At 59.7% G+C, this 21,026-nt stretch carries 28 protein-coding genes, 1 tRNA gene and 1 pseudogene; 18 read left to right on the forward strand and 12 right to left on the reverse strand.

Annotated elements, in window-relative coordinates; all coding sequences use genetic code 11:
• Positions 1 to 31 precede the first annotated feature (31 nt).
• Together TX72_RS07570 and TX72_RS07575 are read right to left on the reverse strand one after the other, a co-directional pair.
• Positions 32 to 682 (reverse strand): zinc metalloprotease, encoded by a 651-nt coding sequence (locus TX72_RS07570; protein ID WP_042503622.1) that lies wholly within the window; start codon positions 680 to 682, stop codon positions 32 to 34.
• On the reverse strand, positions 682 to 1,173 hold the full coding sequence (locus TX72_RS07575; RefSeq protein ID WP_011128372.1) for a DUF2214 family protein: 492 nt from the start codon (positions 1,171 to 1,173) through the stop codon (positions 682 to 684). The genes TX72_RS07570 and TX72_RS07575 overlap by 1 nt, the downstream gene beginning before the upstream one ends.
• 179 nt (positions 1,174 to 1,352) lie before the next feature.
• Between TX72_RS07575 and TX72_RS07580 the strand changes: the two genes are divergently transcribed.
• The 5 genes from TX72_RS07580 (at position 1,353) to TX72_RS07600 (ending at position 3,848) form a co-directional block, all read left to right on the forward strand.
• On the forward strand, positions 1,353 to 2,279 hold the full coding sequence (locus tag TX72_RS07580; RefSeq protein WP_011128373.1) for a sigma-70 family RNA polymerase sigma factor: 927 nt from the start codon (positions 1,353 to 1,355) through the stop codon (positions 2,277 to 2,279).
• 71 nt (positions 2,280 to 2,350) lie between these two features.
• The gene (locus TX72_RS07585) at positions 2,351 to 2,725 is read left to right on the forward strand and encodes a YkvA family protein (protein ID WP_011128374.1); all 375 of its coding nucleotides are present in this window, start codon (positions 2,351 to 2,353) and stop codon (positions 2,723 to 2,725) included.
• Between the two features lie 10 nt (positions 2,726 to 2,735).
• The gene (locus TX72_RS07590; RefSeq protein ID WP_011128375.1) at positions 2,736 to 3,050 is read left to right on the forward strand and encodes a hypothetical protein; all 315 of its coding nucleotides are present in this window, start codon (positions 2,736 to 2,738) and stop codon (positions 3,048 to 3,050) included.
• 20 nt (positions 3,051 to 3,070) lie between these two features.
• Positions 3,071 to 3,340 carry a hypothetical protein gene (locus TX72_RS07595; RefSeq protein ID WP_225867685.1) on the forward strand — a complete coding sequence of 90 codons (270 nt, stop codon included), beginning with the start codon at positions 3,071 to 3,073 and terminating at the stop codon, positions 3,338 to 3,340.
• Between the two features lie 7 nt (positions 3,341 to 3,347).
• Positions 3,348 to 3,848, forward strand: coding sequence for a phosphate-starvation-inducible PsiE family protein (locus TX72_RS07600; RefSeq protein WP_011128377.1), 501 nt, complete (start codon positions 3,348 to 3,350; stop codon positions 3,846 to 3,848).
• On the opposite strand, the gene TX72_RS07605 is transcribed toward TX72_RS07600, so the two are convergent.
• On the reverse strand, positions 3,763 to 4,278 hold the full coding sequence (locus TX72_RS07605) for a Nif11 domain/cupin domain-containing protein (RefSeq protein WP_011128378.1): 516 nt from the start codon (positions 4,276 to 4,278) through the stop codon (positions 3,763 to 3,765). The two genes, TX72_RS07600 and TX72_RS07605, sit on opposite strands and share 86 nt — an antisense overlap.
• An 89-nt stretch (positions 4,279 to 4,367) precedes the next feature.
• Between TX72_RS07605 and TX72_RS07610 the strand changes: the two genes are divergently transcribed.
• A complete protein-coding gene (locus TX72_RS07610; RefSeq protein WP_011128379.1) occupies positions 4,368 to 4,598 on the forward strand; it encodes a DUF3136 domain-containing protein in 231 nt (76 codons plus the stop codon).
• 54 nt (positions 4,599 to 4,652) lie between these two features.
• Entirely contained in the window at positions 4,653 to 4,961 is a 309-nt protein-coding gene (locus tag TX72_RS07615) for a c-type cytochrome (protein ID WP_404824910.1), read from the forward strand.
• Here TX72_RS07615 and TX72_RS07620 read toward each other — a convergent pair.
• Positions 4,937 to 5,206, reverse strand: a complete 270-nt coding sequence (locus tag TX72_RS07620) for a YciI family protein (RefSeq protein ID WP_011128381.1) — start codon at positions 5,204 to 5,206, stop codon at positions 4,937 to 4,939. The two genes, TX72_RS07615 and TX72_RS07620, sit on opposite strands and share 25 nt — an antisense overlap.
• A 97-nt stretch (positions 5,207 to 5,303) precedes the next feature.
• Here TX72_RS07620 and TX72_RS07625 point away from each other — a divergent pair, with 97 nt between their 5' ends.
• Positions 5,304 to 5,675, forward strand: a complete 372-nt coding sequence (locus tag TX72_RS07625; protein ID WP_011128382.1) for an AbrB/MazE/SpoVT family DNA-binding domain-containing protein — start codon at positions 5,304 to 5,306, stop codon at positions 5,673 to 5,675.
• A gap of 118 nt (positions 5,676 to 5,793) precedes the next feature.
• Here the strand turns inward: TX72_RS07625 and trpA are convergent, their stop codons facing one another.
• The 3 genes from trpA to ndhL are packed head-to-tail and all read right to left on the reverse strand — an operon-like array spanning position 5,794 to position 7,233.
• Entirely contained in the window at positions 5,794 to 6,603 is an 810-nt protein-coding gene (trpA, locus tag TX72_RS07630; protein WP_011128383.1) for a tryptophan synthase subunit alpha, read from the reverse strand.
• Positions 6,604 to 6,638: 35 nt separating this feature from the next.
• A complete protein-coding gene (locus tag TX72_RS07635; RefSeq protein WP_011128384.1) occupies positions 6,639 to 6,980 on the reverse strand; it encodes a DUF3007 family protein in 342 nt (113 codons plus the stop codon).
• 1 nt (position 6,981) lies between these two features.
• Entirely contained in the window at positions 6,982 to 7,233 is a 252-nt protein-coding gene (gene ndhL, locus TX72_RS07640) for an NAD(P)H-quinone oxidoreductase subunit L (protein WP_011128385.1), read from the reverse strand.
• Positions 7,234 to 7,273: 40 nt separating this feature from the next.
• Here ndhL and TX72_RS07645 point away from each other — a divergent pair.
• A tRNA-Leu gene (locus TX72_RS07645) sits at positions 7,274 to 7,359 on the forward strand.
• A 21-nt stretch (positions 7,360 to 7,380) separates the two neighbouring features.
• On the opposite strand, the gene TX72_RS07650 is transcribed toward TX72_RS07645, so the two are convergent.
• The 3 genes from TX72_RS07650 to TX72_RS07660 are packed head-to-tail and all read right to left on the reverse strand — an operon-like array spanning position 7,381 to position 10,368.
• Positions 7,381 to 7,683 carry a TlpA family protein disulfide reductase gene (locus TX72_RS07650; protein WP_011128386.1) on the reverse strand — a complete coding sequence of 101 codons (303 nt, stop codon included), beginning with the start codon at positions 7,681 to 7,683 and terminating at the stop codon, positions 7,381 to 7,383.
• Complete coding sequence (pyrC, locus tag TX72_RS07655; protein ID WP_011128387.1) at positions 7,674 to 8,705, reverse strand: dihydroorotase; 1,032 nt, start codon at positions 8,703 to 8,705, stop codon at positions 7,674 to 7,676. Before pyrC ends, TX72_RS07650 begins: the two co-directional genes overlap by 10 nt.
• Entirely contained in the window at positions 8,698 to 10,368 is a 1,671-nt protein-coding gene (locus TX72_RS07660) for a SulP family inorganic anion transporter (protein ID WP_011128388.1), read from the reverse strand. The genes pyrC and TX72_RS07660 overlap by 8 nt, the downstream gene beginning before the upstream one ends.
• Positions 10,369 to 10,428: 60 nt before the next feature.
• On the opposite strand from TX72_RS07660, the gene TX72_RS07665 reads away from it, so the two are divergent.
• From TX72_RS07665 to TX72_RS07695, 7 genes and pseudogenes are all read left to right on the forward strand, one after another.
• Complete coding sequence (locus TX72_RS07665) at positions 10,429 to 11,538, forward strand: calcium/sodium antiporter (RefSeq protein WP_011128389.1); 1,110 nt, start codon at positions 10,429 to 10,431, stop codon at positions 11,536 to 11,538.
• A 93-nt stretch (positions 11,539 to 11,631) separates the two neighbouring features.
• Positions 11,632 to 12,131, forward strand: a pseudogene (locus tag TX72_RS07670) (DUF2231 domain-containing protein).
• A complete protein-coding gene (locus tag TX72_RS07675; protein ID WP_011128391.1) occupies positions 12,128 to 12,748 on the forward strand; it encodes a DUF2231 domain-containing protein in 621 nt (206 codons plus the stop codon). Before TX72_RS07670 ends, TX72_RS07675 begins: the two are co-directional and overlap by 4 nt.
• Positions 12,745 to 13,680, forward strand: a complete 936-nt coding sequence (locus TX72_RS07680) for a cytochrome c oxidase subunit II (RefSeq protein ID WP_011128392.1) — start codon at positions 12,745 to 12,747, stop codon at positions 13,678 to 13,680. Before TX72_RS07675 ends, TX72_RS07680 begins: the two co-directional genes overlap by 4 nt.
• A 3-nt stretch (positions 13,681 to 13,683) precedes the next feature.
• Positions 13,684 to 15,372, forward strand: a complete 1,689-nt coding sequence (locus TX72_RS07685) for a cytochrome c oxidase subunit I (RefSeq protein WP_011128393.1) — start codon at positions 13,684 to 13,686, stop codon at positions 15,370 to 15,372.
• Positions 15,373 to 15,376: 4 nt separating this feature from the next.
• Positions 15,377 to 15,973: a cytochrome c oxidase subunit 3 gene (locus tag TX72_RS07690; protein WP_011128394.1), complete on the forward strand. Its 597-nt coding sequence runs from the start codon at positions 15,377 to 15,379 to the stop codon at positions 15,971 to 15,973.
• Between the two features lie 4 nt (positions 15,974 to 15,977).
• Positions 15,978 to 17,483 carry a GMC oxidoreductase gene (locus TX72_RS07695; protein WP_011128395.1) on the forward strand — a complete coding sequence of 502 codons (1,506 nt, stop codon included), beginning with the start codon at positions 15,978 to 15,980 and terminating at the stop codon, positions 17,481 to 17,483.
• On the opposite strand, the gene TX72_RS07700 is transcribed toward TX72_RS07695, so the two are convergent.
• Positions 17,484 to 17,954: a hypothetical protein gene (locus TX72_RS07700; protein WP_042503628.1), complete on the reverse strand. Its 471-nt coding sequence runs from the start codon at positions 17,952 to 17,954 to the stop codon at positions 17,484 to 17,486.
• A gap of 97 nt (positions 17,955 to 18,051) precedes the next feature.
• Positions 18,052 to 19,413: a glutathione-disulfide reductase gene (gene gorA / locus TX72_RS07705; RefSeq protein ID WP_042504356.1), complete on the reverse strand. Its 1,362-nt coding sequence runs from the start codon at positions 19,411 to 19,413 to the stop codon at positions 18,052 to 18,054.
• 166 nt (positions 19,414 to 19,579) lie between these two features.
• On the opposite strand from gorA, the gene TX72_RS07710 reads away from it, so the two are divergent.
• Both TX72_RS07710 and TX72_RS07715 read left to right on the forward strand, forming a co-directional pair.
• A complete protein-coding gene (locus tag TX72_RS07710; protein WP_042503634.1) occupies positions 19,580 to 19,819 on the forward strand; it encodes a hypothetical protein in 240 nt (79 codons plus the stop codon).
• Positions 19,794 to 21,026 (forward strand): glutathione S-transferase family protein, encoded by a 1,233-nt coding sequence (locus TX72_RS07715; protein WP_042503636.1) that lies wholly within the window; start codon positions 19,794 to 19,796, stop codon positions 21,024 to 21,026. The genes TX72_RS07710 and TX72_RS07715 overlap by 26 nt, the downstream gene beginning before the upstream one ends.

Raw genomic sequence — 21,026 nt, forward strand, 5'->3', positions numbered from 1 at the left:
TCAAATCACATCTATATATACACGATATCGCTCAATCTTGCGTCTCGCTTCCCTCTGAAACTCCAAAGCGGGCGTCCTGGCTGCGCAGCCATTGCAGTGTCTCGAGATCTCTCTCCGAAAGCTTCAGGACCGGGGCCTTGCCCTGGTGAACAGCCATGGCATCTCCAGAGTCAGAACTATGTCCCCACAGCCCGAAGGCGTGGCCCAGCTCATGCAGAGCCGTGGCCTGAAGCACCGGCGCTCGTAATTCCGGGGAGACGAGCACCGACACCTTGGGCTCAAAGCGCCACACGCCCCGTCGACGCGCCCTCACGATCTGCAAACGACTACGACCATTGCTGGCACGCCAGCCACTCGCTGTCCGCCGCCGCGGTGGCCTTCGACGCAGCAACTGCACATGGGCCCGACCCGGATCCTGGACACGAACCACAGGAAGATGAGCTGACCAGGTATCGAGAGCCTCATCAACAGCTGAAAGCCAACGCGCTTGCCAACGATCAGGCGGATTACCCGTAGCTGGCTGAACCCAAACGCACCATCTGGGCAGTGAGGCCGGCCCCATGGAGGTGGTAGCCAGAGAGAGGCTGTACCCCGCCGAGACCTCAGACAACGGCAAGGGGGTCAACGGCGAGGCCTCCACCAGGCGGATTTCCTGAGCTGGAGGACAGGGCTCTGCAGGCATCAAGCTGCAGGCAAACCAACGCCACGGGCCATCAGCGTTGCCAGGAATGGGATGCTGGCAAACCCGACCAACTCAATGTTGATGATCCAGGCCAGTCGACTGGCCAGTGCTTCACTGACCTGCGGCAGTTCACCCTTACGAAGGGGGATCGCCCAGAGGATGTAAGTGATCGTTGGGTATAAGGACAGGCCGCCGACGGACAGATACAAACCGACCTTCCACCAGAACAATGGATTCTGCGTGTAGAACTCGGATCCCTGTCCGAAATGAATCACCCGAAGGATGCCGCTGACCAGCAGCGCCAGAGCTGCAATGCCGTAAACGATGTCGGTAACGACCATGGCCGTGGCTTCACCCCGATCAGGGTTGGCTTTGATCAGCTTGCGCTCCAACACCAGAGCACCGAAACAGAGCATGAAACTGACGTAGTGCACGTAGGCCACGCCGGCGTTTTTGGCGATGTCGGCAGTAAGGGCCACAGCCAGATGCATTGATTTCGACCAGGAAACGCCGCGACCCTAACCGGTGCGCCAGCACGCTTTTGAAAGAATCCCTTCAGACAAAAGAAGAAAAGGTATAAGTATTGCCGAAATATTAATTCCGCAGTCTTTATTACACCCAAGGAAGAAAAACACAGCTGTTCTAGCTTCAATTGAGCGACTAAAGCCAAATGGTGAGCTCTCTGAGTGCCTTTCTTGGTGAAATCGGCCGCCACCAGTTGCTGACCCCAGAGCAGGAACTCATGCTGGGGAGGAAGGTTCAGGCAATGGTTGTCATCACTGAGCCCTGCCAACTCGCTGGTGGCAGTGGTCCTTCATGCGAATACAGCGATGAGGAAAAAGCAGTGATTCGCCGTGGGGAGCGAGCCAAAAATCAAATGATCACCGCCAATCTTCGGCTCGTCGTCAACCTCGCCAAGCGTTATCAAGGCAAAGGGCTGGATCTCCTCGATCTCATCCAGGAAGGGACCCTTGGTCTGACCCGTGCCGTAGAGAAATACGACCCCACTCGAGGCCATCGCTTTTCGACTTACGCCTACTGGTGGATCCGTCAGGGACTGAACCGTGCCCTATCAACCCAAAGCCGCACAATCCGCATCCCCGTCAACGTCAACGAAAAACTGACCAAGCTCCGGGCAGCCAAGGCTCGCTTGATGCAGCGCAACGGTCTGACGCCCACCGCTGAGCAACTGGCAGACTTCATGGAAATCCCCATCGCAGAGGTCGAAGACCTTCTGGCCTGTGAACTGCGAAGCGTCACGGTCAGCCTGCAGGGGGTGGTGAAATCAAAGTCAGACCCCTCCGAGCTGGTGGATGTTCTTCCCAGTGACGAACTGCCTCCAATGGAGCGGGCTGAAATCGCTGAACGGTCCGCTTCGGTGTGGACACTGCTGGGCAAAGCCAATCTCACGCCCAAGGAGCGCACAGTGGTGACCCTGCGGTTCGGCCTCGATGGCACGAACGAGTGGCGCACCCTGGCCGAGGTGGCTCGACACATGAACTGCTCACGCGAGTATTGCCGACAGGTTGTGCAGCGTGCCCTGCGCAAACTGCGTAAAACCGGCATCCAGAGCGGCCTTGTGGAATCCACACTCTGAACAACGGTCATCCTCCGTGGATTCAATCCATCCAATCGCGCCAGATTGGTGATGTCCCTCCACGACTGTTGATGGGTCAATCCTCAACGAATGCATCCCAGGCCACCGTTGAAGCAACGGTGATCGACAGCGAGCTGCTCGATGAAAGCCTGCTGCGGCGGCTTCTGGTTCGTGCCGGACGAAGCTTGGCAAGTCCGGCACTGGAAGCACTGGAGCTCTTATTGGATCCAGGCACGCCATCCCCGGTCCGGCTAACCATGCTGGCAGGCCTCAGCTACCTTCTGATGCCCGCTGACCTGATTCCGGATATCCTCCCGGTTGCCGGATTCAGCGATGACCTCGTGGCCTTGACGGCCGTCATCGGGGTCTGGCGTAATCACCTCACGCCAACCATCCAGGCCCGTGCCCAGCGCAGGCTGGACCAATGGTTCCCACTGACACGCTGAGCAACGACCAATGGCTGCCTGGACCCCGGACTTGGAAGCGGAGCTGAGTCAATTGCTGAAGGATTGGCTTAAACAACAAGGTCGAACCCAGGCAGATCTACGCCGCAGCCTCAAGGCTGTGTCCACACGAATGCCAGCACTGTTGGAGGTTCTCGAACGGGAGCATCGGCTCAACGGCCTCTCCGGACTGCTGGCTCGGCTTTGCCGCGTTGAAACCGAGTGGCACGGCGGCGCCGATCACACCAGTGAAGCTGCCGAGCAGAGCGATCCCTTCGGCCAATTGGATCTCCTGCTCCAGGAAATCCGTCAGGACTGCCCCAGTTGAGGCACTTCAAGGGCAAAGTGGTGATTCGTAGCGAGGACCCAATGACCACGGCAACGCTCACCGCTGCCTGCACGCTGCTATCGAGCTTCACCTCAGCCCTGTCACCTGCTGCCAGAGCTCAATCCGAGGGCTGGATGCTGGGTCCTGGCAGCCGAACCGACAAAAACAGCAAGGTGGTTCCCACCAATTGTGTGACCACGCCAGACGGAGCCATCAGCTGCGATACCAAGCTCGAAACTCCGACCAGCAACACGCCGGCTCGCCCGTACTACAACCCATTCAACGACTGATTCAGCCGTGAGCCGCTCCCGCAAGACGCAACCGTCCTTTCTGACCGTCGTCGATTCCGCAGAACGGGAAGTCGCTCGATTGCTCACCCTGATCACTGGGGTGGTCATCTTTGCTGCGCTGGTTCAGCTGGTGATGTCACTCGGTTCCAAGCTTCTGACGGGCTCGGAAGCCACCTGGCTCGGCGATGACCTGATCAAGGTGCTCGGCGATCTGCTGACTGTGCTGATCGCTTTGGAGGTCCTGCAGAACATCACCAGCTACCTGCGCCGTCACGTTGTGCAGATTGAATTGGTGCTGGTCACGGCTCTCACGGCCGTGGCCCGCAAAGTGATCGTTTTACCCTCCGGCGCAGAAAACAAACCGCAACTGCTGGTGGGCCTGGGTATCGCCGTGGTGTCACTTTCGGCGGCCTACTGGCTGGTCAAGCGCGCCAATGCAGGGTCAGCCAGAGCGTTCCCGGCTCGGGATCGGTCCGTTCCACCCGATGCCGACGATGCGGGGGAATGAACCAATAATCTCCAACGCTGAGATCGATCTCTTCTGGAGGGTTTTCACATCGGATGCGTGCACTGCCCCGCAGCAACAGAACCCATTCGAACGTTTCTTGGCTCATCCATTCCCCTGATGGGGTTGATGCCTCGTTCGAGTTGATCAGCGTCAGCCACCAACGATCTCCTTCGAGCAGGATGCGCTCGCTTTCACCTCCACTGGAGGGCAAAGCCTCCTGCAACAGGTTGTCGTCGTGTAATCGACTTTCGGGTTCTCCCCAGCGACGCGCAATCTCAAAACCCCAACGCCTGGCGAGGGCCACCACTTGGTTGTGGTTTGTGCAGGCGGCCAGCGATTGTCTGCGTTGCTCATCATCCTCAAGGCTCTGAGCCAACTGCTGCAGCTGGTCCACTTTGTGCAGGAAGCGACTGAGATCTTGCTCTGTCATTCCCGTTGCAGCTCGACATGCGGTGATCCTGGCAACAGACACAAGGACTCTCAGACGCCGAAAGTCAGGAAGCCCTGATCTTCCCGCCCATGCCAACAGCGACCAAGGTTCTGACCATCGGAGATCTGGAAGCAGGCTTCGCCACGTACTGCCAAGCACTGCGTCGGCTAGTGGCCGACGGCCGTGAGATGGACTCCATCCGCCGCACCATCTGCTGGGATTATCTGCACCGCCTGCACACCTCCCTACCCCAGAACTACCGCTCACCGGAGGAGCTGGTGGCGCGTTACAAGAGAGCTCAGCTTGCTGCTGCAAACTGATCAGCAGTTGAAACAACGTTGGTGAACCGATTGATCGCCACCGCTGCAGCGGTTCTGATCCTGTTCACATCATTCACAACCAGCGCTCTTGCCGGTGAGACCTCCGGCGAGGGCGCTGTTTTGTTTGGCCAGCACTGTGCAGGCTGTCACGTGAATGGCGGCAACATCATTCGCCGCGGCAAAAATCTCAAGTTGGCCACGTTGAAACGCCAAGGCCTGGATTCAACAGAAGCGATTGCAAGCATTGCCCGGAAAGGCATTGGCCAGATGAGCGGCTATGGCGACAAGCTCGGAGAAGGAGGTGATCAACTGGTGGCAGGCTGGATTCTTGAGCAGGCTCAGAATGCCTGGACCCAGGGATAGACCTCAAGGGCTGTCCAGATTCCTTGTTTCCAATAGATATCGTCCTCCACAAGCTGCCGGACGGTACCAATCGCGTCAGCCTCAAAAATACCGAACACGTGGGTACTCCCCTCAGTTGGTCCAAGGGTGATGAGGACACCATCGTCTTTCAATGACTGCAGACGTGTCAGGTGTTCCTGGCGAAATGGCACCCGTTTTTCAAGCGCATCAGCGCTGTATGTCCCCCAGAGAACAAAACGAGACATGGCAATCCGTGACGTCAGAGAAAATATTTCCGAGAAAAGGATGGCACGAGGGGATGACCAAACGCTATGTTGTGATCGTTGATCACTTTCGAAACCAATGCTCACTGGGAGCGACCTTCTCAACAAAGTCAAAGAGCTGGGTGATGTCAGCAAGTCCGATCTGGTTCGCGCCTGTGGATACGTCTCCAACAAAAAGGACGGTGGAGATCGTCTGAACTTCACCGCCTTCTACGAGGCACTTCTGGAAGCCAAAGGTGTCAGCCTTGGCACCACCGGCATCGGTGGCGTCGGCAAAGGCGGACGCAAGCTGAGCTACGTCGCCACAGTTCAAGGCAACGGAAACCTGCTGATTGGCAAGGCCTACACAGCACTTCTGGATCTCAAACCCGGCGATGAATTTGAAATCAAACTAGGCCGCAAGCAGATCCGTCTGATGCCCGTTGGTGGATCTGAAGAAGACGAGGAGTGATATTCACTGAGCCGCTTAAGCGGCCCAACGCACTCCAAAAAACGGCAAAGTCCTATTGGCCCTGGTTGTTCCAGGGCCTTTTTGATGTGGGATCGATGCCCTAGTTTCCTAAGCCGGGTTAGTCAGCTGCGTTGCGGAGCTCTCTGCAGAATTGCCCGGCTTCCTCAGCAATTTGGCCTTCACCGGCCGCCGCCATCCGCTTGACCAGCGCGCTGCCGACGATGGCGCCGTCTGCCCCCCAGCTGCGCACCTGGCGCACCTGATCAGCTCCAGAGATACCGAAACCCACAGCCACTGGAACTGCCGAGGATTGCTTCAGCTCCTCAACAAGCCCCTCCACCCTGGTTTCCATCTGGGCACGTTCCCCGGTGACACCGGTCACGCTCACCAGATAAGTGAAACCCCGGCTGCGTTGACCAATTCGCACCATCCGATCAGCGGGGGTTGTTGGTGCAACCAGGAGAACCAGATCCAGCCCCTGTTGTTCCGCCAGAGGCGACAGCCGTTCGGCTTCTTCCAAGGGCAGATCGGGAACCACAAGCCCAGCGGCACCCGCCGCTGCAGCGCGTTCACAGAACGCCTCCATGCCCACATTCAGCAAGGGGTTGGAGTAAGTGAACAGAATCACCGGAATGGTGAGTTGGCCCTTCAAAGAGGTCAGCATCTCCAACACCTTTCCTGGTGTTGTGCCCGCAGCAAGCGCTCGTGCTGCCGCGGCCTGGATCACAGGACCATCCGCCAGTGGGTCGCTGTAGGGCATCCCCAGTTCCACCATGTCCGCCCCTGAGTTCTGCAAACTCAGCAACACCTCTGAGGTTGTTGCCAAATCAGGGTCGCCAGCCATCAGAAATGGCATCAAGGCCAGACGCTTCTCATGTTTGAGCTGCTCAAAGCGCTGAGCGATGGGTGACAACATCTGGCTCGACATCGCGGCGCGACCAATCGAATTGCAACCCGGTGAGCCTATGAGCCAGAGGGCGCGTCGGATTCATCCATGCCGATCTTTTGAAGCAGGGCTTGCTGTTCCTCCGGGGGGAGCGCATCAAAACGTTTCTGGAGATCCTCAGCCTCCTGTTCGTCGTACACCTCGCGATAGCGGCGGCGCTGCTCCATGTAGGTCATCTGGCCAGAGACCACACGGAATAAGTAGGACCCCGTCCACACCACCACGATCAACACCAGCAGAGACTGGGCCGCAATCCCGGCAGAGAAACCCTTCAGGCCGAGAGCATCGAAACCGACGTAACCAACCCCGCCAAGCAGCAGAACGATCAGGCCGATCAGAAGAACCTTGCCCCGGGTCAACTCAGTTGTCTCCCTGGCCGCTGAGTCGGAAATTCAGGAATGGAGCAAAAACCACCATTCCCGGGAAGAAGAGGAACACCAGGCCGTACACCAAGAGCCGTTCGATCTTGCCCATGCGCGTCCAGCGGCTGTTCATCCAGAAGAACAGGGCTAACGGCACCACCAGCAGATAAAGACCGCCCAGCAGGGCATAGGCCAGGATCACCAACAGGGTGTCCTGTGGGATCGAGGAAGCCAAAGACTGCAGGTCCAAGATCTGAGGTCGAATGGGGGAAATCTAGGATGTCCACCAAGGGGGCATGGCGGAATCGGTAGACGCACGCGACTTAAAATCGTTTGGGCCGAAAGGCCTGTGGGGGTTCAAGTCCCCCTGCCCCCATCATCTAGATCCAACGAGCGGTCAACCAGCCAGCAATGCACCTAAACGGGTGCGGAACTCTCCTTTGGGCATACCGCCCTTGAGTTCCCCGTGAATGGTGAAATCACCCTCCGGATCAGTGACCAGGAGATAGGTCGGCCAGCCCATCCCCTCCTTGTTGGGGTACTGCTTCAGCAGGACTTTGCGGTATTTCCTGTAAGCCTCGGTGTCCTGAAGCATCACCGACACGAACTCGGCACCAAGCTCCTCAGCCACATTGGCGTCGTAATGGCTCATCTTGTGACACGTGCCGCAATCCTCTGAGCTGAACTTGATCACATGCATGGCTGAAGCCTCCAGGGCAGCGTTTCCCCAGCATGGAAGGGAACGAGCCCGTTCACCAGCTCGGGCACGTCAACAGCAACCTTTTCAAGGGTCACCGTGTCGTTGTTCGCAGGCAGGCCGTAGAAGGCTGGACCGTGCAGGGAGGCGAAACCTTCGAGGTGATGCATGGCCTCTTCCTCTGCAAAAACCTGGGCGTAGCTCTCCAGTGCAAAGGGAGCATTGAAGATGCCGGCACAGCCGCAGGAGGTTTCCTTGCCGGCTCTCGGATGAGGGGCGGAATCAGTGCCCAGGAAAAACCGTGGATCTCCGCTGGTGGCGGCCCGCCGCAGAGCAAGGCGATGGCGCTCCCGTTTGACCACCGGCAGGCAGTAAAAGTCACTGCGCAAGCCGCCAAGGAACATGGAGTTGCGATTGATCTGCAGGTGATGGGGGGTGATCGTGGCCGCCAGATTGCGATCGGACGAACCCACGTAATCAACGGCCTGCTCGGTGGTGATGTGCTCGAACACCACCTTGAGCTCAGGGTGACGGGTCCGCAGGGACTTCAGATGCCGCTCAATGAACACCGCTTCCCGGTCGAACACATCGACATCCGCATCCGTCACTTCCCCATGAATGAGCAGAGGCATGCCGATGGCCTCCATCCGGCTCAAGACACGGCCGATCTGATCGAGATCCGTCACACCAGCGGCTGAATTGGTCGTGGCGTTCGCGGGATACAGCTTGGCAGCGGTGTAGACCCCCTCCTGGAAACCCCGCTCAAGATCATCTGGATCGGAGTTGTCCGTGAGATAAGCGGTCATCAACGGGGTGAATGCCACGCCTTCAGGACAAGCCGACAGGATGCGGTCGCGGTACGAACGAGCTGCATCCACCGTCGTGACCGGCGGTCGCAGGTTGGGCATCACGATGGCCCGCCGGAAGCAACGGGCTGTGTAGGCCACAACCCGTTCCAGCATCTCCTCATCCCTGAGGTGAACGTGCCAATCGTCCGGAGCGGTGATCGTGAGCTGTTCAGCCATGGGCTGGAAGCCCTGCAACCGCCAGACGCAGAGCCGACAGGCGATCAGAGGTGAGATGCCCCTCCGGCAAGCGCTCTAGCAACTTCAGTTTGCGAAGGCGGTTCTCGGTGCTTCCAGAAACACCAACCATGAACACATCGCGGCCCACCTCCATCGCTTCTTTCACTGCATTCTCAAGGGCGATGGCAGCGGTCACTCCCAGGTGGGACACCTCGGAGAGGTCAAACACCACAGCCTGGCAATTGCCGATGGCGTTGTGCTCGCGGGAGATCGCCTTGGCGACCCCAAAAATCATCGGGCCAGCCAACTGGAACAGCAGCACCATGCCGGAGGCTCGATCCAGCAGCTGCTGCTCCTCATCACTGAGCTCCACATCGTCATCGGTGGTGCTGATGGTTTTCACCTTCTTGGACTGCAGCGTGCTCATGCGGTCGATCGTGAGCACGTTGGCGACAAACACGCCGATACCCACTGCAGCGATCAGATCCACCAGCACCGTGAGAGCGATCACGCCGTAGGTGATCACCGCAGCTTTCACCGAAAGATGGTGGGCCCGCTGGAGAAAATCCCAGTCCATGATGTCGATGCCCACCTTCACGGCGATGCCGGCGAGCACCGCCAGGGGAATGCGGGATGCCAGCGGGGCCGCCAGCAACACCACCAGCATCAGCACCATGGCCCTGACAATGCCTGACAAGGCGGTTCGTCCGCCGGACTGAATGTTGACCACCGTTCCCATGGTGGCTCCGGCACCAGGCATCGCCCCAAACAGCCCGGACACAACATTGGCCAGACCCTGGCCGATCAGCTCCTTATTGGAGTTGTGTTCCGTGCGGGTCAGGCTGTCGGCAACCACTGAGGTGAGCAGCGCATCAATGCAGCCGAGCATCCCGAGCACAGCAGCATCGATCACCATGAGCCGCAACTGACCGCTGGAGAACGTCGGCAGCTGGAAGCTGGGCAATGCGGCAGAAAACTCAGGAATGGTGCGCAGGCCGGCGCCACTGAACAGGCTCAGAGCCAGCACGGTGCCCACCACAAGTGCCAGCAACTGCGGCGGGCAGACCTTTTTCACCGCAGAGGGGGTGAACCAAAGGATGGCCAGGGTGATCAAGGCCAGCAGCAGCTCCATGGGCTGGGTTCCCTGAACCAGGGCCGGCATCTCCAACAAGGTGCCCATCACCCCCCCCTTGGGAGTGGCCTGTCCCAGGAAGGGCCCCAGTTGCAGCAGCACCAGGATGATGCCGATGCCGGACATGAAGCCCGAAATCACCGTGTAGGGCATCATCGTGACGTAACGCCCAAGCCGGAACAGCCCGAACAGGATCTGAAAGATCCCTGCCAGAACGCCGACGCTGAAGGCCATCGCCAAGGCCTGCTCAGGGCTGTCGGCTGTCGCAGTGAAACTGATGATCACTGACGTGAACACCACGGTCATCGGGCCTGTGGGCTCGGAAATCAGGGTGGGCGTGCCGCCGAACAGCGACGCCACCAGACCGATGATCACCGCCCCCCAGAGACCGGCAGCAGCGCCGGCACCCGAGGCAATGCCGAAGGCCAATGCCATGGGTAAGGCGATCACGGCAGCTGTCAGTCCGCCGAACACATCCCCCTTCAGGTTTGTGGCGTTGATGCGGTTCAGCACGATCCGGCCCAGCGTCAAGGCCTGTGACCTTAGGCGGCTTCTCAGCGAAGCAGAATCCCTCCAGAACGCGCGAATGACATGCCTGACTTCCTCAGAGCGACCATCGACGTGCTCCTCGGCATCGGCCTGCTCTTTGGAGGAGGGGAACTGTTCGTGCAGGGCTCTGTGGCTCTTGCGGTGATCTTCGGCATTCCGCAGCTGGTGATCGGTCTCACCGTGGTCTCCCTTGGCACCAGCGCACCCGAACTGTTTGTCAGTTTGAGTTCGGTGCTGGAGGGCGCCGACACCCTGGCCGTGAGCAATGCCGTCGGCAGCAACATCTTCAATGTGATGGTGGTTCTTGGGGCCAGCGCACTGGTGCTTCCCCTCAAGGTGGAAAGCCGACTGGTGCGCCGGGATGTTCCCCTGCTCATCGCCATCTCCGCCGCGGTCTGGGGGATGGCCTCAACCGGTCAGGTGACCTGGCAATCGGGTGTGGCGTTGCTTCTGGCGCTGGTGATCAACACCATCTGGGAAATCCGCACCGCTCGTGAGGAGCCCGACGGCAGTGAAGGGGCCGAGCCTGAAATCGAAGCCAATGCTGGGCGAGGTGGCTGGACCATGGCTGTGGTGCGATTGATCGCCGGGATTGTCATCCTCACGATCGGCTCCAGGGTGCTGGTCAGTGGCGCCACATCAGCGGCCACGCTTCTGGGCGTCAGCGAAGCGGTGATCGGCTTGACCATTGTCTCGGCCGGTACATCGATGCCGGAGCTGATCACCTCGCTTGTCGCAGCGCTACGAGGTCGGACAGACCTGGCGATCGGCAACGTGGTGGGAAGCTGCCTGCTCAATCTGATGCTCGTGCTGGGTGGTGGGGCTTTGGCAGCTGCCGGTCGAGGCCTTGAAGTGAGCCCTGAACTCATCCAAGATGATTTGCCGATCATGTTGATGACCAGCCTCGCTTGTCTGCCGATTTTCTGGACCCGCGGTTGCATCACACGGCTGGAAGGTGGGCTGCTGCTTGGGCTGTACGTGCTGTACGTCATCGACAACGTGCTGCCGAGAACAACGCTGTCCAGCTGGTCGGATGAATTCCGCCTGGTGATGCTGTGTCTGGTTCTGCCCGTTGTGATGGTGGTGATCATCACCCAGGCAATTTTTTACTGGAAGCGAACGAAAGGTCGGCCGGATCACATCCCTGGGTGAGGTATGAGACAGATGGAGTTGTGTTTCCTCATGAGGGGATGACCGTCTGAATCTCTCTGTTCATCCTTGGGTCATGTGTCGCTCGGCCTGCCGATGCTCGAGCTGCTTCCTCCTTTAAACGACAAGAACCTCCCTGGCTCGACGTCATCCATCCGATCGTCGTGCACTTCGTCATCGCGATGGCGCTGATCACCGTCGTATTCGATCTGATCGGGGTCGTTACCAGAAAGAAGAACCTGTTTGAGGTCAGCTTCTGGAATTTGATCGTCGCCACTGTGGCGATCTTCGTCGCCATCATCTTCGGCCAGATCGAAGCCGGTCTGGCCAATCCCTACGGCGCCTCACGAGACATCCTTAACTACCACAGCACCATTGGTTGGTCCCTGGCCGGCGTGCTGGCATTGCTCACCGGCTGGCGTTATGTCGCCCGTCAGAAAGACCCCAACGTCCTGCCGAAGGGGTTCCTTGCCATCGACTTCATCCTGGCGGGTCTGGTGTTCGCCCAGGTGTACCTCGGCGACAAGCTCGTCTGGGTTTACGGCCTTCATACGGTTCCGGTGGTGGAAGCAATCCGTGAAGGGGTGCTGTCATGACCCTGTTTGCCGCGATTGCATCGCCGATCAACGACATCGCCGACTCGCTCGGCGCTAACGACCTTCCCTACGCGATTCCCCTGCACCCGAACCTGGTGCATCTCACCATCGGGCTGTTCGCGATCGGGATCGCCTTCGACTTCGCTGGCGCGTTTTACCCCTTGGAGAAAAGGGTCTTCCGCTTCCTGGCCCTACCCGTGACCCGCAGCGGCTTTCACGATGTGGGATGGTACAACCTCGTGGCCTGCAGTGGCATCTCCTTCTTCACGGTGGCCGCCGGCTTCTACGAAATGCTGTTGGCGGTACCGCTGCCGGGCATCCGCAGCATCCTCGGCCAGACCGCCATCGACACCATGCTCTGGCATGCCATCGGTGGGGTTGCCATTCTGCTGGTGATCGTCGCCATGACTGTCTGGCGCGGTTACCAACGTTTCGTCTGGCGCAAAGACCTGGGGCGTCAGGTGACCTGGCTGTACCTGTTCAGCGGGGCCTCGATGCTGATGCTGATGGGCCTGCACGGAAGCCTCGGCGCCTGGCTCGCCAGCGATTTCGGTGTTCACATCACCGCTGACCAACTGTTGGCCGCCGGTGCCGATCTCAATGAGGTGCTGCCATGACCACCACTGCTCCCAAGAACAGCCCGAACATCGGCGCGATCGTGATCGTGACGGTTGCCGTTGCGATCAACCTGGTGATCGCCAAGTTGATGGCCACATGGTCATACAGCTGGTTTCCGCCTCAGGCCTCTTCAGCGGCGCCCTACGTCGACGACCTGTTCGCCTTGGAAACCGGCATCGGCTCCTTCATTTTCTTCGGCTGCACCGGAGTAATGGGTTGGGTGCTGCTGTTCAACCGCGCCGGTAAATACGACGAAAACGACGGTGCGCCGATAGAAGGCAACACCAAGTTGGAAATCATCTGGACGATCATCCCCCTGGTGACGGTCTTCGTGATCGCGGCCTACACGATGAACGTCAACATGAAGCTTCAGAACCTCGGTCCGAAGCACAAATACGCCATCGGCACAGACCCAACGGCATTGATGGAGGCCGATCCCATCGCAGAGGTGGGCCCAATCGATGTGATTGCGCGCCAATGGAGCTGGGAATTTGTCTATCCCAATGGTGTTCGCAGCTCAGAGCTGCATCTGCCTGTTGATCAACGGGTCAATTTCCGCTTGATCTCTGAAGACGTGCTGCACAGTTTTTTCGTTCCGGCCTTCCGCCTGAAGCAGGACATCATCCCCGGCAGCATCATTTCCTACAGCCTGACGCCCACCAAAGAAGGGCGATTCCGGTTGCGGGACGCCATGTTCAGCGGTGCCTATTTCTCCCAGAACCAGACCGACGTCATCGTCGAATCCGATCAGGCCTACGGCAATTGGCTGACAACAACCGCCAAGCAACCGCTGCAACCTGGCCTTGACCCTGGCCGTGCTCTTTACGACCGCCGCATCGCCCGCGGCGACAAGGGATGGGCCACGGTGCCGCCTGCACCGCCCCCAATGGTGAACGACCCCGGCGATCCCTCCATCCCCCATGACGCCTGAGCCATGACCGCCACCAATTACGACCCCCGCATCCTCAAGGCGCCCCATCCCGTACCCGGTGCTCCGGACAACTGGAAGCGCTTCTTCAGCTTCAACACCGATGCCAAGGTGATCGGCATCCAGTACATCGCCACCTCCCTGTTTTTCCTGCTGGTGGGAGGTCTGCTGGCCATGATCGTGCGCGGTGAACTGATCACACCGCCGGCCGATCTCGTTGATCCAACCGTTTACAACGGCCTCTACACCATGCACGGAACAGTGATGCTGTTCCTATTCCTGTTCCCAATCCTCAACGGCTTCAACAACCTGTTGATCCCCACGATGATCGGTGCGCCGGACATGGCCTTTCCGAAGCTCAACGCCGCCGCCTTCTGGCTGGTGCCGGTGTTCGCCGTCGTGCTGATGGGCAGTTTCTTCGCTCCCGGCGGTCCAGCCTCCTCGGGCTGGTGGTCCTATCCGCCGATGAGTCTGCAGAACCCCCTGGGGCACTTCATCAACGGTGAGTTCCTCTGGATCCTGGCGGTAGCGCTGTCGGGAATCTCCTCGATCATGGGCGCCGTCAATTTCGTGACGACGATCATCCGCATGCGCGCCCCCGGGATGGGCTTTTTCAAGATGCCGGTGTTCGTGTGGACCGCCTGGGCCGCCCAGACGATTCAGTTGATCGGCCTGCCGGCCCTCACCGGTGGTGCTGTGATGTTGTTGTTTGACCTCAGCTTCGGCACCAGCTTTTTCCGGCCTGAGGGCGGTGGTGATCCGGTGCTGTTCCAACACTTCTTCTGGTTCTATTCGCACCCCGCCGTGTATGTGCTGGTGCTGCCGGTTTTTGGCATCTTCTCTGAGCTGTTCCCCGTTTATGCCCGCAAGCCGCTGTTCGGCTACCGGTTCGTGGCCATCGCCTCCTTCGGCATCACGTTTCTCAGCCTGATCGTGTGGGCTCACCACATGTTCTACACAGGCACACCGAACTGGATGCGCCACATTTTCATGTTCACCACGATGTTGATCGCGGTGCCCACCGGCGTGAAGGTGTTCGCCTGGCTGGGCACGCTGTGGCAAGGAAATTTGAGGTTGAACACGCCGATGTTGTTCTGCCTCGGAGGCCTGTTCAACTTCATCTTCGCCGGCATCACTGGCGTGATGTTGGCCACCGTTCCCATCGATGTACATGTGGGAAACACCTACTTCGTGGTGGCCCACTTCCACTACGTGATCTTTAACACGATTGGCTTTGGGGTATTTGCTGGGATCTACCACTGGTTCCCGAAATTCACCGGCCGCATGTACTACGAGGGCCTCGGCAAGGTGCACTTTGCGCTCACCTTCATCGGCGCCACCTTGAACTGGTTGCCGTTGCACTGGGCCGGCCTGCTCGGCATGCCCCGCCGTGTTGCTTCCTACGACCCGGAATTCGCCCTTTGGAATGTGATCGCCAGCATTGGCGCTTTCATGCTCGGCGTCGCCTCGATCCCCTTCATTCTCAACATGGTGAGCTCCTGGGCCCGGGGCCCGAAGGCACCTGCCAACCCATGGCGGGCCATCGGTTTGGAGTGGCTACTTCCCTCTCCACCACCAGCTGAGAACTTCGAGGACGACATTCCCACCGTGATCAGCGAGCCCTACGGCTACGGCCTGGGCCACCCCCTCGTCGAGGACGAGGAGTTCTACGTCCGCCGTTCCCAGGAGGCCTGAACAGATGACCAGCGTCAACCCTGACATTCAGCTCAATCACACCGCTGGCCATGTGAAGCACGACGGTCACAACATGACCGGCTTCGTGATCTTCCTGCTCTCCGAGAGCGTCATCTTCCTGGCCTTTTTCGCTGGCTACGCCGTGCTCAAGCTCACGGCCCCCCAATGGCTACCGGATGGCGTTGAGGGGTTGGAGGTGCGCATGCCTCTGATCAACAGCGTGGTCTTGGTGAGCTCCAGCTTTGTGGCCTACTTCGCCGAGCGATATCTGCACAAGGGCAACCTCTGGGGCTTCCGGGCGGTGTGGTTCCTCACCATGGCGATGGGGTCCTACTTCGTCTACGGGCAGTACGTCGAATGGTCGGAACTCACCTTCAGCCTTAGTAGCGGTGTGTTCGGAGGGATGTTCTATCTGCTAACAGGTTTTCACGGCCTGCATGTGATCACCGGCATCCTGCTGATGGGCTTGATGCTGGCCCGATCGTTCCGGCCGGGAAATTACGACAAGGGGGAAATGGGCGTCGCTTCGGTGAGCCTGTTCTGGCACTTCGTCGATGTGATCTGGATCCTTCTGTTTCTCCTTATTTACGTCTGGCAGTAATCCCATGATTATCGACGATCGCCACTACGACGTCATCGTGATCGGCAGCGGCGCCGGAGGCGGCACCCTGGCCGGTGCTCTGAGCCGCAAGGGCAAAACCGTGCTGGTGCTCGAGCGCGGCGGGGCGATGGCCCTGGAGGATCAGAACGTCGCCGATGTGGATCTGTTCCAGAAGGATCGCTACCACCCCAAAAACGAACGTTGGTTTGGTCCCGACGGAGATCCCTTCGCCCCCCAGACCAGCTATGCCCGCGGCGGCAACACCAAGATCTGGGGCGCGGTGCTGGAGCGCATGCGTGAAAAGGACTTCACCGAAGTCCCCCTGCAGGAGGGAATTTCACCGGCATGGCCGTTCGACTACGCCGAACTGGTCCCTTATTACGAACAGGCTGAACAGCTGTACCGGGTGCATGGCAAGGCCGGTGTGGACCCCACCGAGCCAGGGCGCCATGGCGACTTCCTGGCCAAACCAAAAGCGGTGGAACCGTTTCTGGAACCGCTTCGCGCCGCTCTGCAACGCCAGGGATGCCAGCCCTACGACATCCCCATCAGCTGGTCTGACGATCGGGAGGACCCGAGTGGCGATGCCCAGCTGTTCGGACTTGAAGCTGGAGATCCGGACCGGCTCACCCTGCGCGACAACGCCAAGGTGTTGCGGCTGCATGTGAACCCCAACGGTCGAGAGGTGAAGGCTGTGGAGGCGGAGCTGGAGGGAGACACCTGGTTGTTCCGCGCTGATGTTGTGGTGTTGGCGGCAGGGGCTGTGAATACTCCTGTGATCCTGCTGCGCTCGGCGAACTCCCATCACCCCAAGGGCATCAGCAACGGCTCCGATCAGGTGGGCCGCAATCTGATGAATCTGCAGCTCACCTCGATCCTGCAGCTGGCCACCGAACGCAACAGCGGTCGCTATGGACGATCCCTGGGCATTAATGACTACTACTGGGGAGACAAGAACGTCAGCTTTCCCCTGGGGCACATCCAGACCGCCGGCGGCGTGCTGCAGGACGTGTTGTTCGCCGAGTCGCCACCTGTGCTCTCACTGGTGAGCAAATTGATTCCTGATTTCGGTATCGAACGACTAGCGTCCCGCTCCGTGGCCTGGTGGGCGATGACGGAAGTGATGCCGGATCCCCACAACAAGATCTGGCTGCACAACGACCAAATCCGCATCAATTACATCCACAACAACCGCGAAGCTCACGATCGACTCGTCTATCGATGGATCGACACCTTGAAAGGGGTGGAGAAGGACCCGATCACCAAAGTGGTGCTGAAGGCTCCCACCCATGCCCGTGGTGAAGCGCCCCTGAGTGTGGTGGGCTATGGCTGCGGCAGCTGTCGAATGGGCGACGACCCCGCCAACTCCGTGGTCGATGCTCACGGAAAGAGCCATGAGCTGGAGAATCTCTACCTCGCGGACGCCAGCATCTTCCCCAGTTGCCCCAGTGTGGGACCTGGTCTCACCGTGATCGCATTGGCCCTGAGATTGGCGGAAAAACTCGACTGATCAATCGCCGAGCAGATACGCCCGCAAGGAGCCGATCGGCCCCTGCTGGGGGGCCTGCTGCACCAAGCGCCCCGCCAGAAGAGCGCCGCCAATCACTTCATTCGGTACAAGACGGGACATCAGGCGAGCCTCCAACTCACTATTGATCTCATCGCTTGGGTACAGGCTGATCACAGCCATCACCTCGCGGTCATCCATGAAGCGATGGACGAGAACGGTGATCTGGCTGTCATTGAGAAAACTGCGGCCATCCCGACCGAACAGGTGTTGCACGGCATGAAACAGCTCATGCCGTACGACCTCATCGATGGAGCGCCCTTTGGAGCGGATGCGCTCCGTGCAGAGGGCAATCTCGGAGCGCTGGGGGTCGTAGCTACCAATCCCCGCCTGCTGATCGTCACACCAGGCACCTCCCTGAACCGTTCCCACCCCCAACCAAGCCGCAAGAAGCAACAAGAAGGGAATGGGCATCAAGAATTAACGCTTCCTTAACTTCACCATAACTAATGCGTCTCACGGGTCCTGTGATGGATGCGACGGTTCTCAAGATTTCATCAGACTTTTGGGATCAACCCATCGTCACGAATTCCTCGGACACCGAGGGATGCAAGGCCATCGTGCGATCGAAATCTGCCTTGGTGGCCCCCATACCGACGGCAATGGCTGCCATCTGAATGATTTCGGCGGCATGCTCCCCCACCATGTGGCACCCGATCACACGATCCGTCGAGGTCTCCACAACCAGCTTCAACAGACAACGGGGACCGGTGGCAGGGAGAGCACGCGACATTGATCGGAACCGGGCCCGATGGATCACCACACCATCCACACCGTGCCGGTCGATCGCCGCCTCTTCAGAAAGGCCCACCGTGGCCAGTTCGGGATCACTGAACACCGCGCTGGCCAAAAGGTCGTGGTTCACCTGTCGAGGCCGAGTGCCAAAGGTGGAATCGGCAAAGGCGCGGCCTTCGTCGATCGCCACCGGCGTGAGGTTGACCCGGTCGGTGACATCACCAACGGCATAAATGTGGGCAACCGAGGTGCGTGAATCGGCATCAACGTTGATCCGTCCCTGCTCCACGGCCACACCAGCAGCATCGAGACCCAGACCCTCCAGCCAGGGGCGACGGCCTGTGGCCATCAACACCCCACCGCAGGGCAGAGCCAGCCCATCCGACATCTGAACCGTCAGGTCACCGGGCTGACCGCTCACTGCCGACACCGTGCGTTCCAACAACACGTGGATTCCCTGCTCCCGCAGCCCCTCCAGCACGGCGTCCGCCAGCTCCCGGTCAAATCCCCTTAGCAGGCCCGAGCCCCGCACCACCTGGGTGACCTCCACTCCAAGGCCCCGCAGGATGCAGGCGAATTCACAGGCGATGAAGCCCGCTCCCACCACCACCACCTCCTTCGGCAACTGCTCCAGGTTGAACATGTCATCGCTGATCCAGGTGTGCTCAATCCCGGGAATATCCGGGCGCACCGGCCGCCCACCAACCGCCACCAAATAGTGTGCAGCCGAAAGCTCCCGTTGAATCGGACCACCGCGTTCGGTGGCGATGCCGATGCACTGGTCGGACAGGAACCGGCCCCAGCCATCGATGCGCGCAACACCCGCCTTTTCCAGAAAGCCGAGATGCAGATGATTGAGCCGATCCACCTCGGCCCGCACCCGGCGAAACAGTTCCGCAACGCTGCTCTCAACGGAACCCAGGGTGAGGCCATAGGCCGGGGCATCGTTCAGTTGATGCCGCGCCTGAGCGCCGTAGACCAAGAGCTTTTTGGGGACACATCCCCGGATCACACAGGTGCCGCCGACGCGGTCTCCCTCAACAATGGCCACCTTGGCGCCATGGCGGGCCGCCCGCTTGGCAGCGGCCAACCCTCCAGACCCTGCACCCAGAACAATCAGATCAAAGGTCGACTCGATGGCCATGGCGACGTTGGCAACAGATCAATTCTCTTGAAGCGGAGGATGCCTGTCGACGTGCCACCAGACACATGGCAGAAAGTAAAGGCAGCGTTATGGTTTGAGCAAGATTGGCTCAAGGACACGTGAAGAGACGTGGAAGCGAGAGCCTTACCACCGTTGACCCATGAAAAAAACGCAACGTTCCAAGCCCCAACCCCCTGATCTTGAGCAACAGGTGCTCCAGCGTCGGGACATCGTGATGCTGCTCACCTCCGACGACATGAGTCTTCGTCTCAAACAGCTGGCACGCGAGGGTCGCCAGGACGACTGTCTGGCGCTGATGCAGGAATTGGGGGACTGGCAGTCCTATGGACGAGGCGATCTGTCCCCGATCCTCCATGCCCCTTACATCGGTTCCGTCTGAAGCACTCTCCTGGTCAGACCTGGAGGGTCTGACCGCTGACGAATCTGACCGCACGCAGGGGCCGACCAATGCCCAGGCGGTTCTTCGCTTGTTCGGCCAGGAAGCAAGCGCTGTTCGCGTCACCCTTTACCGCGATCACCACGCCTGGTGCCCGTACTGCCAAAAGGTGTGGTTGTGGTTGGAGTTCAAACGGATTCCGTACCGCATCCGCAAGGTGACGATGCGCTGCTACGGCAGCAAAGAGCCCTGGTTTCTGCGTCGTGTTCCGAGCGGAATGCTGCCGGCCCTTGATCTCGATGGCCGGCTGATCACCGAAAGCGATGAGATCCTCCTGCAACTGGAGGCGACTTTCGGGCCCCTCGGCCAACCGATGACCACTCCGGACGTACGCTCCCATCGGCAGCTGGAACGGCTGCTGTTCCGGGCTTGGTGCCTGTGGCTGTGCTCCCCTGGCCTCAGCCCGAAGGATGACCAACGGGCCATGGAGCAATTCCGGCGCGTCGCCGGGCAGTTCGAGCAAGCCCTGCGTCAATCACCCGGCCCCTTTCTTGATCCCGCTGCACCGGGAACCGCTGACCTGGTGTTCGTGCCTTATGTGGAACGGATGAACGCCTCGTTGGCTTACTACAAGGGATATCGACTCCGCCATGAGCATCCGGCCATCGATGCCTGGTTCCGGGCTCTTGAACAGCTGGCCACCTATCGCGGCACCCAGAGCGATCACCACACCCATGCCCACGACCTTCCCCCACAGATGGGCGGCTGCTGGTCCAACCGTTCCGACGCGGCACGGACCATGGCCGATCAAATCGACCGCGGTGACGGACTCGCTGACGATGAAGCCTGCTGGGACGCCGACCACAGCATCAACGCGGCGGCCATTGCCCTCGGCCGGGTGCTGCGTCACCGCGAGCGATTGATGGAGCGAAACCCACTGGGCCGCAGCGGCTTTGATCAACCACTCCGGTGTGCTCTCACCAACCTGATGGGCCAAGGCTCACCGTGCCCCGACCACGGCAGTGCCCTTGCGCTTCGCCACCTCCGCGATCGGATCTCAGTCCCTCGGGACATGCCCCTGCCGGCCGCTCGGCTGTTGCGTCAGGCACTTGAACGGACGGCAGCACTGGACGGTCCGGGTCAGCCGCCACCACTGCCGATCCGGGACCGATTCGATCAGGACCCAGCGCCTTTCGTGAGTCGGCCATAG

Origin of the sequence: Parasynechococcus marenigrum WH 8102, assembly GCF_000195975.1 — a bacterium.
Classification (GTDB): Bacteria; Cyanobacteriota; Cyanobacteriia; order PCC-6307; family Cyanobiaceae; genus Parasynechococcus; species Parasynechococcus marisnigri.

What these genes read in the sequence shown, in the direction of transcription:
- TX72_RS07590 (WP_011128375.1), top strand. Translation starts at nt 2,736, where the DNA reads ATGGCTGCCTGGACCCCGGACTTGGAAGCGGAGCTGAGTCAATTGCTG.
- TX72_RS07610 (WP_011128379.1), top strand. Translation starts at nt 4,368, where the DNA reads ATGCCAACAGCGACCAAGGTTCTGACCATCGGAGATCTGGAAGCAGGC.
- TX72_RS07710 (WP_042503634.1), top strand. Translation starts at nt 19,580, where the DNA reads ATGAAAAAAACGCAACGTTCCAAGCCCCAACCCCCTGATCTTGAGCAA.
- TX72_RS07580 (WP_011128373.1), top strand. Translation starts at nt 1,353, where the DNA reads ATGGTGAGCTCTCTGAGTGCCTTTCTTGGTGAAATCGGCCGCCACCAG.
- TX72_RS07625 (WP_011128382.1), top strand. Translation starts at nt 5,304, where the DNA reads ATGCTCACTGGGAGCGACCTTCTCAACAAAGTCAAAGAGCTGGGTGAT.
- TX72_RS07620 (WP_011128381.1), bottom strand. Translation starts at nt 5,206, where the DNA reads ATGTCTCGTTTTGTTCTCTGGGGGACATACAGCGCTGATGCGCTTGAA.
- TX72_RS07665 (WP_011128389.1), top strand. Translation starts at nt 10,429, where the DNA reads ATGCCTGACTTCCTCAGAGCGACCATCGACGTGCTCCTCGGCATCGGC.
- TX72_RS07700 (WP_042503628.1), bottom strand. Translation starts at nt 17,954, where the DNA reads ATGCCCATTCCCTTCTTGTTGCTTCTTGCGGCTTGGTTGGGGGTGGGA.
- TX72_RS07690 (WP_011128394.1), top strand. Translation starts at nt 15,377, where the DNA reads ATGACCAGCGTCAACCCTGACATTCAGCTCAATCACACCGCTGGCCAT.
- trpA (WP_011128383.1), bottom strand. Translation starts at nt 6,603, where the DNA reads ATGTCGAGCCAGATGTTGTCACCCATCGCTCAGCGCTTTGAGCAGCTC.
- TX72_RS07685 (WP_011128393.1), top strand. Translation starts at nt 13,684, where the DNA reads ATGACCGCCACCAATTACGACCCCCGCATCCTCAAGGCGCCCCATCCC.
- TX72_RS07650 (WP_011128386.1), bottom strand. Translation starts at nt 7,683, where the DNA reads ATGCATGTGATCAAGTTCAGCTCAGAGGATTGCGGCACGTGTCACAAG.
- TX72_RS07575 (WP_011128372.1), bottom strand. Translation starts at nt 1,173, where the DNA reads ATGCATCTGGCTGTGGCCCTTACTGCCGACATCGCCAAAAACGCCGGC.
- TX72_RS07675 (WP_011128391.1), top strand. Translation starts at nt 12,128, where the DNA reads ATGACCCTGTTTGCCGCGATTGCATCGCCGATCAACGACATCGCCGAC.
- TX72_RS07695 (WP_011128395.1), top strand. Translation starts at nt 15,978, where the DNA reads ATGATTATCGACGATCGCCACTACGACGTCATCGTGATCGGCAGCGGC.
- TX72_RS07680 (WP_011128392.1), top strand. Translation starts at nt 12,745, where the DNA reads ATGACCACCACTGCTCCCAAGAACAGCCCGAACATCGGCGCGATCGTG.
- pyrC (WP_011128387.1), bottom strand. Translation starts at nt 8,705, where the DNA reads ATGGCTGAACAGCTCACGATCACCGCTCCGGACGATTGGCACGTTCAC.
- TX72_RS07605 (WP_011128378.1), bottom strand. Translation starts at nt 4,278, where the DNA reads ATGACAGAGCAAGATCTCAGTCGCTTCCTGCACAAAGTGGACCAGCTG.
- TX72_RS07570 (WP_042503622.1), bottom strand. Translation starts at nt 682, where the DNA reads ATGCCTGCAGAGCCCTGTCCTCCAGCTCAGGAAATCCGCCTGGTGGAG.
- TX72_RS07715 (WP_042503636.1), top strand. Translation starts at nt 19,794, where the DNA reads ATGCCCCTTACATCGGTTCCGTCTGAAGCACTCTCCTGGTCAGACCTG.
- TX72_RS07585 (WP_011128374.1), top strand. Translation starts at nt 2,351, where the DNA reads ATGGGTCAATCCTCAACGAATGCATCCCAGGCCACCGTTGAAGCAACG.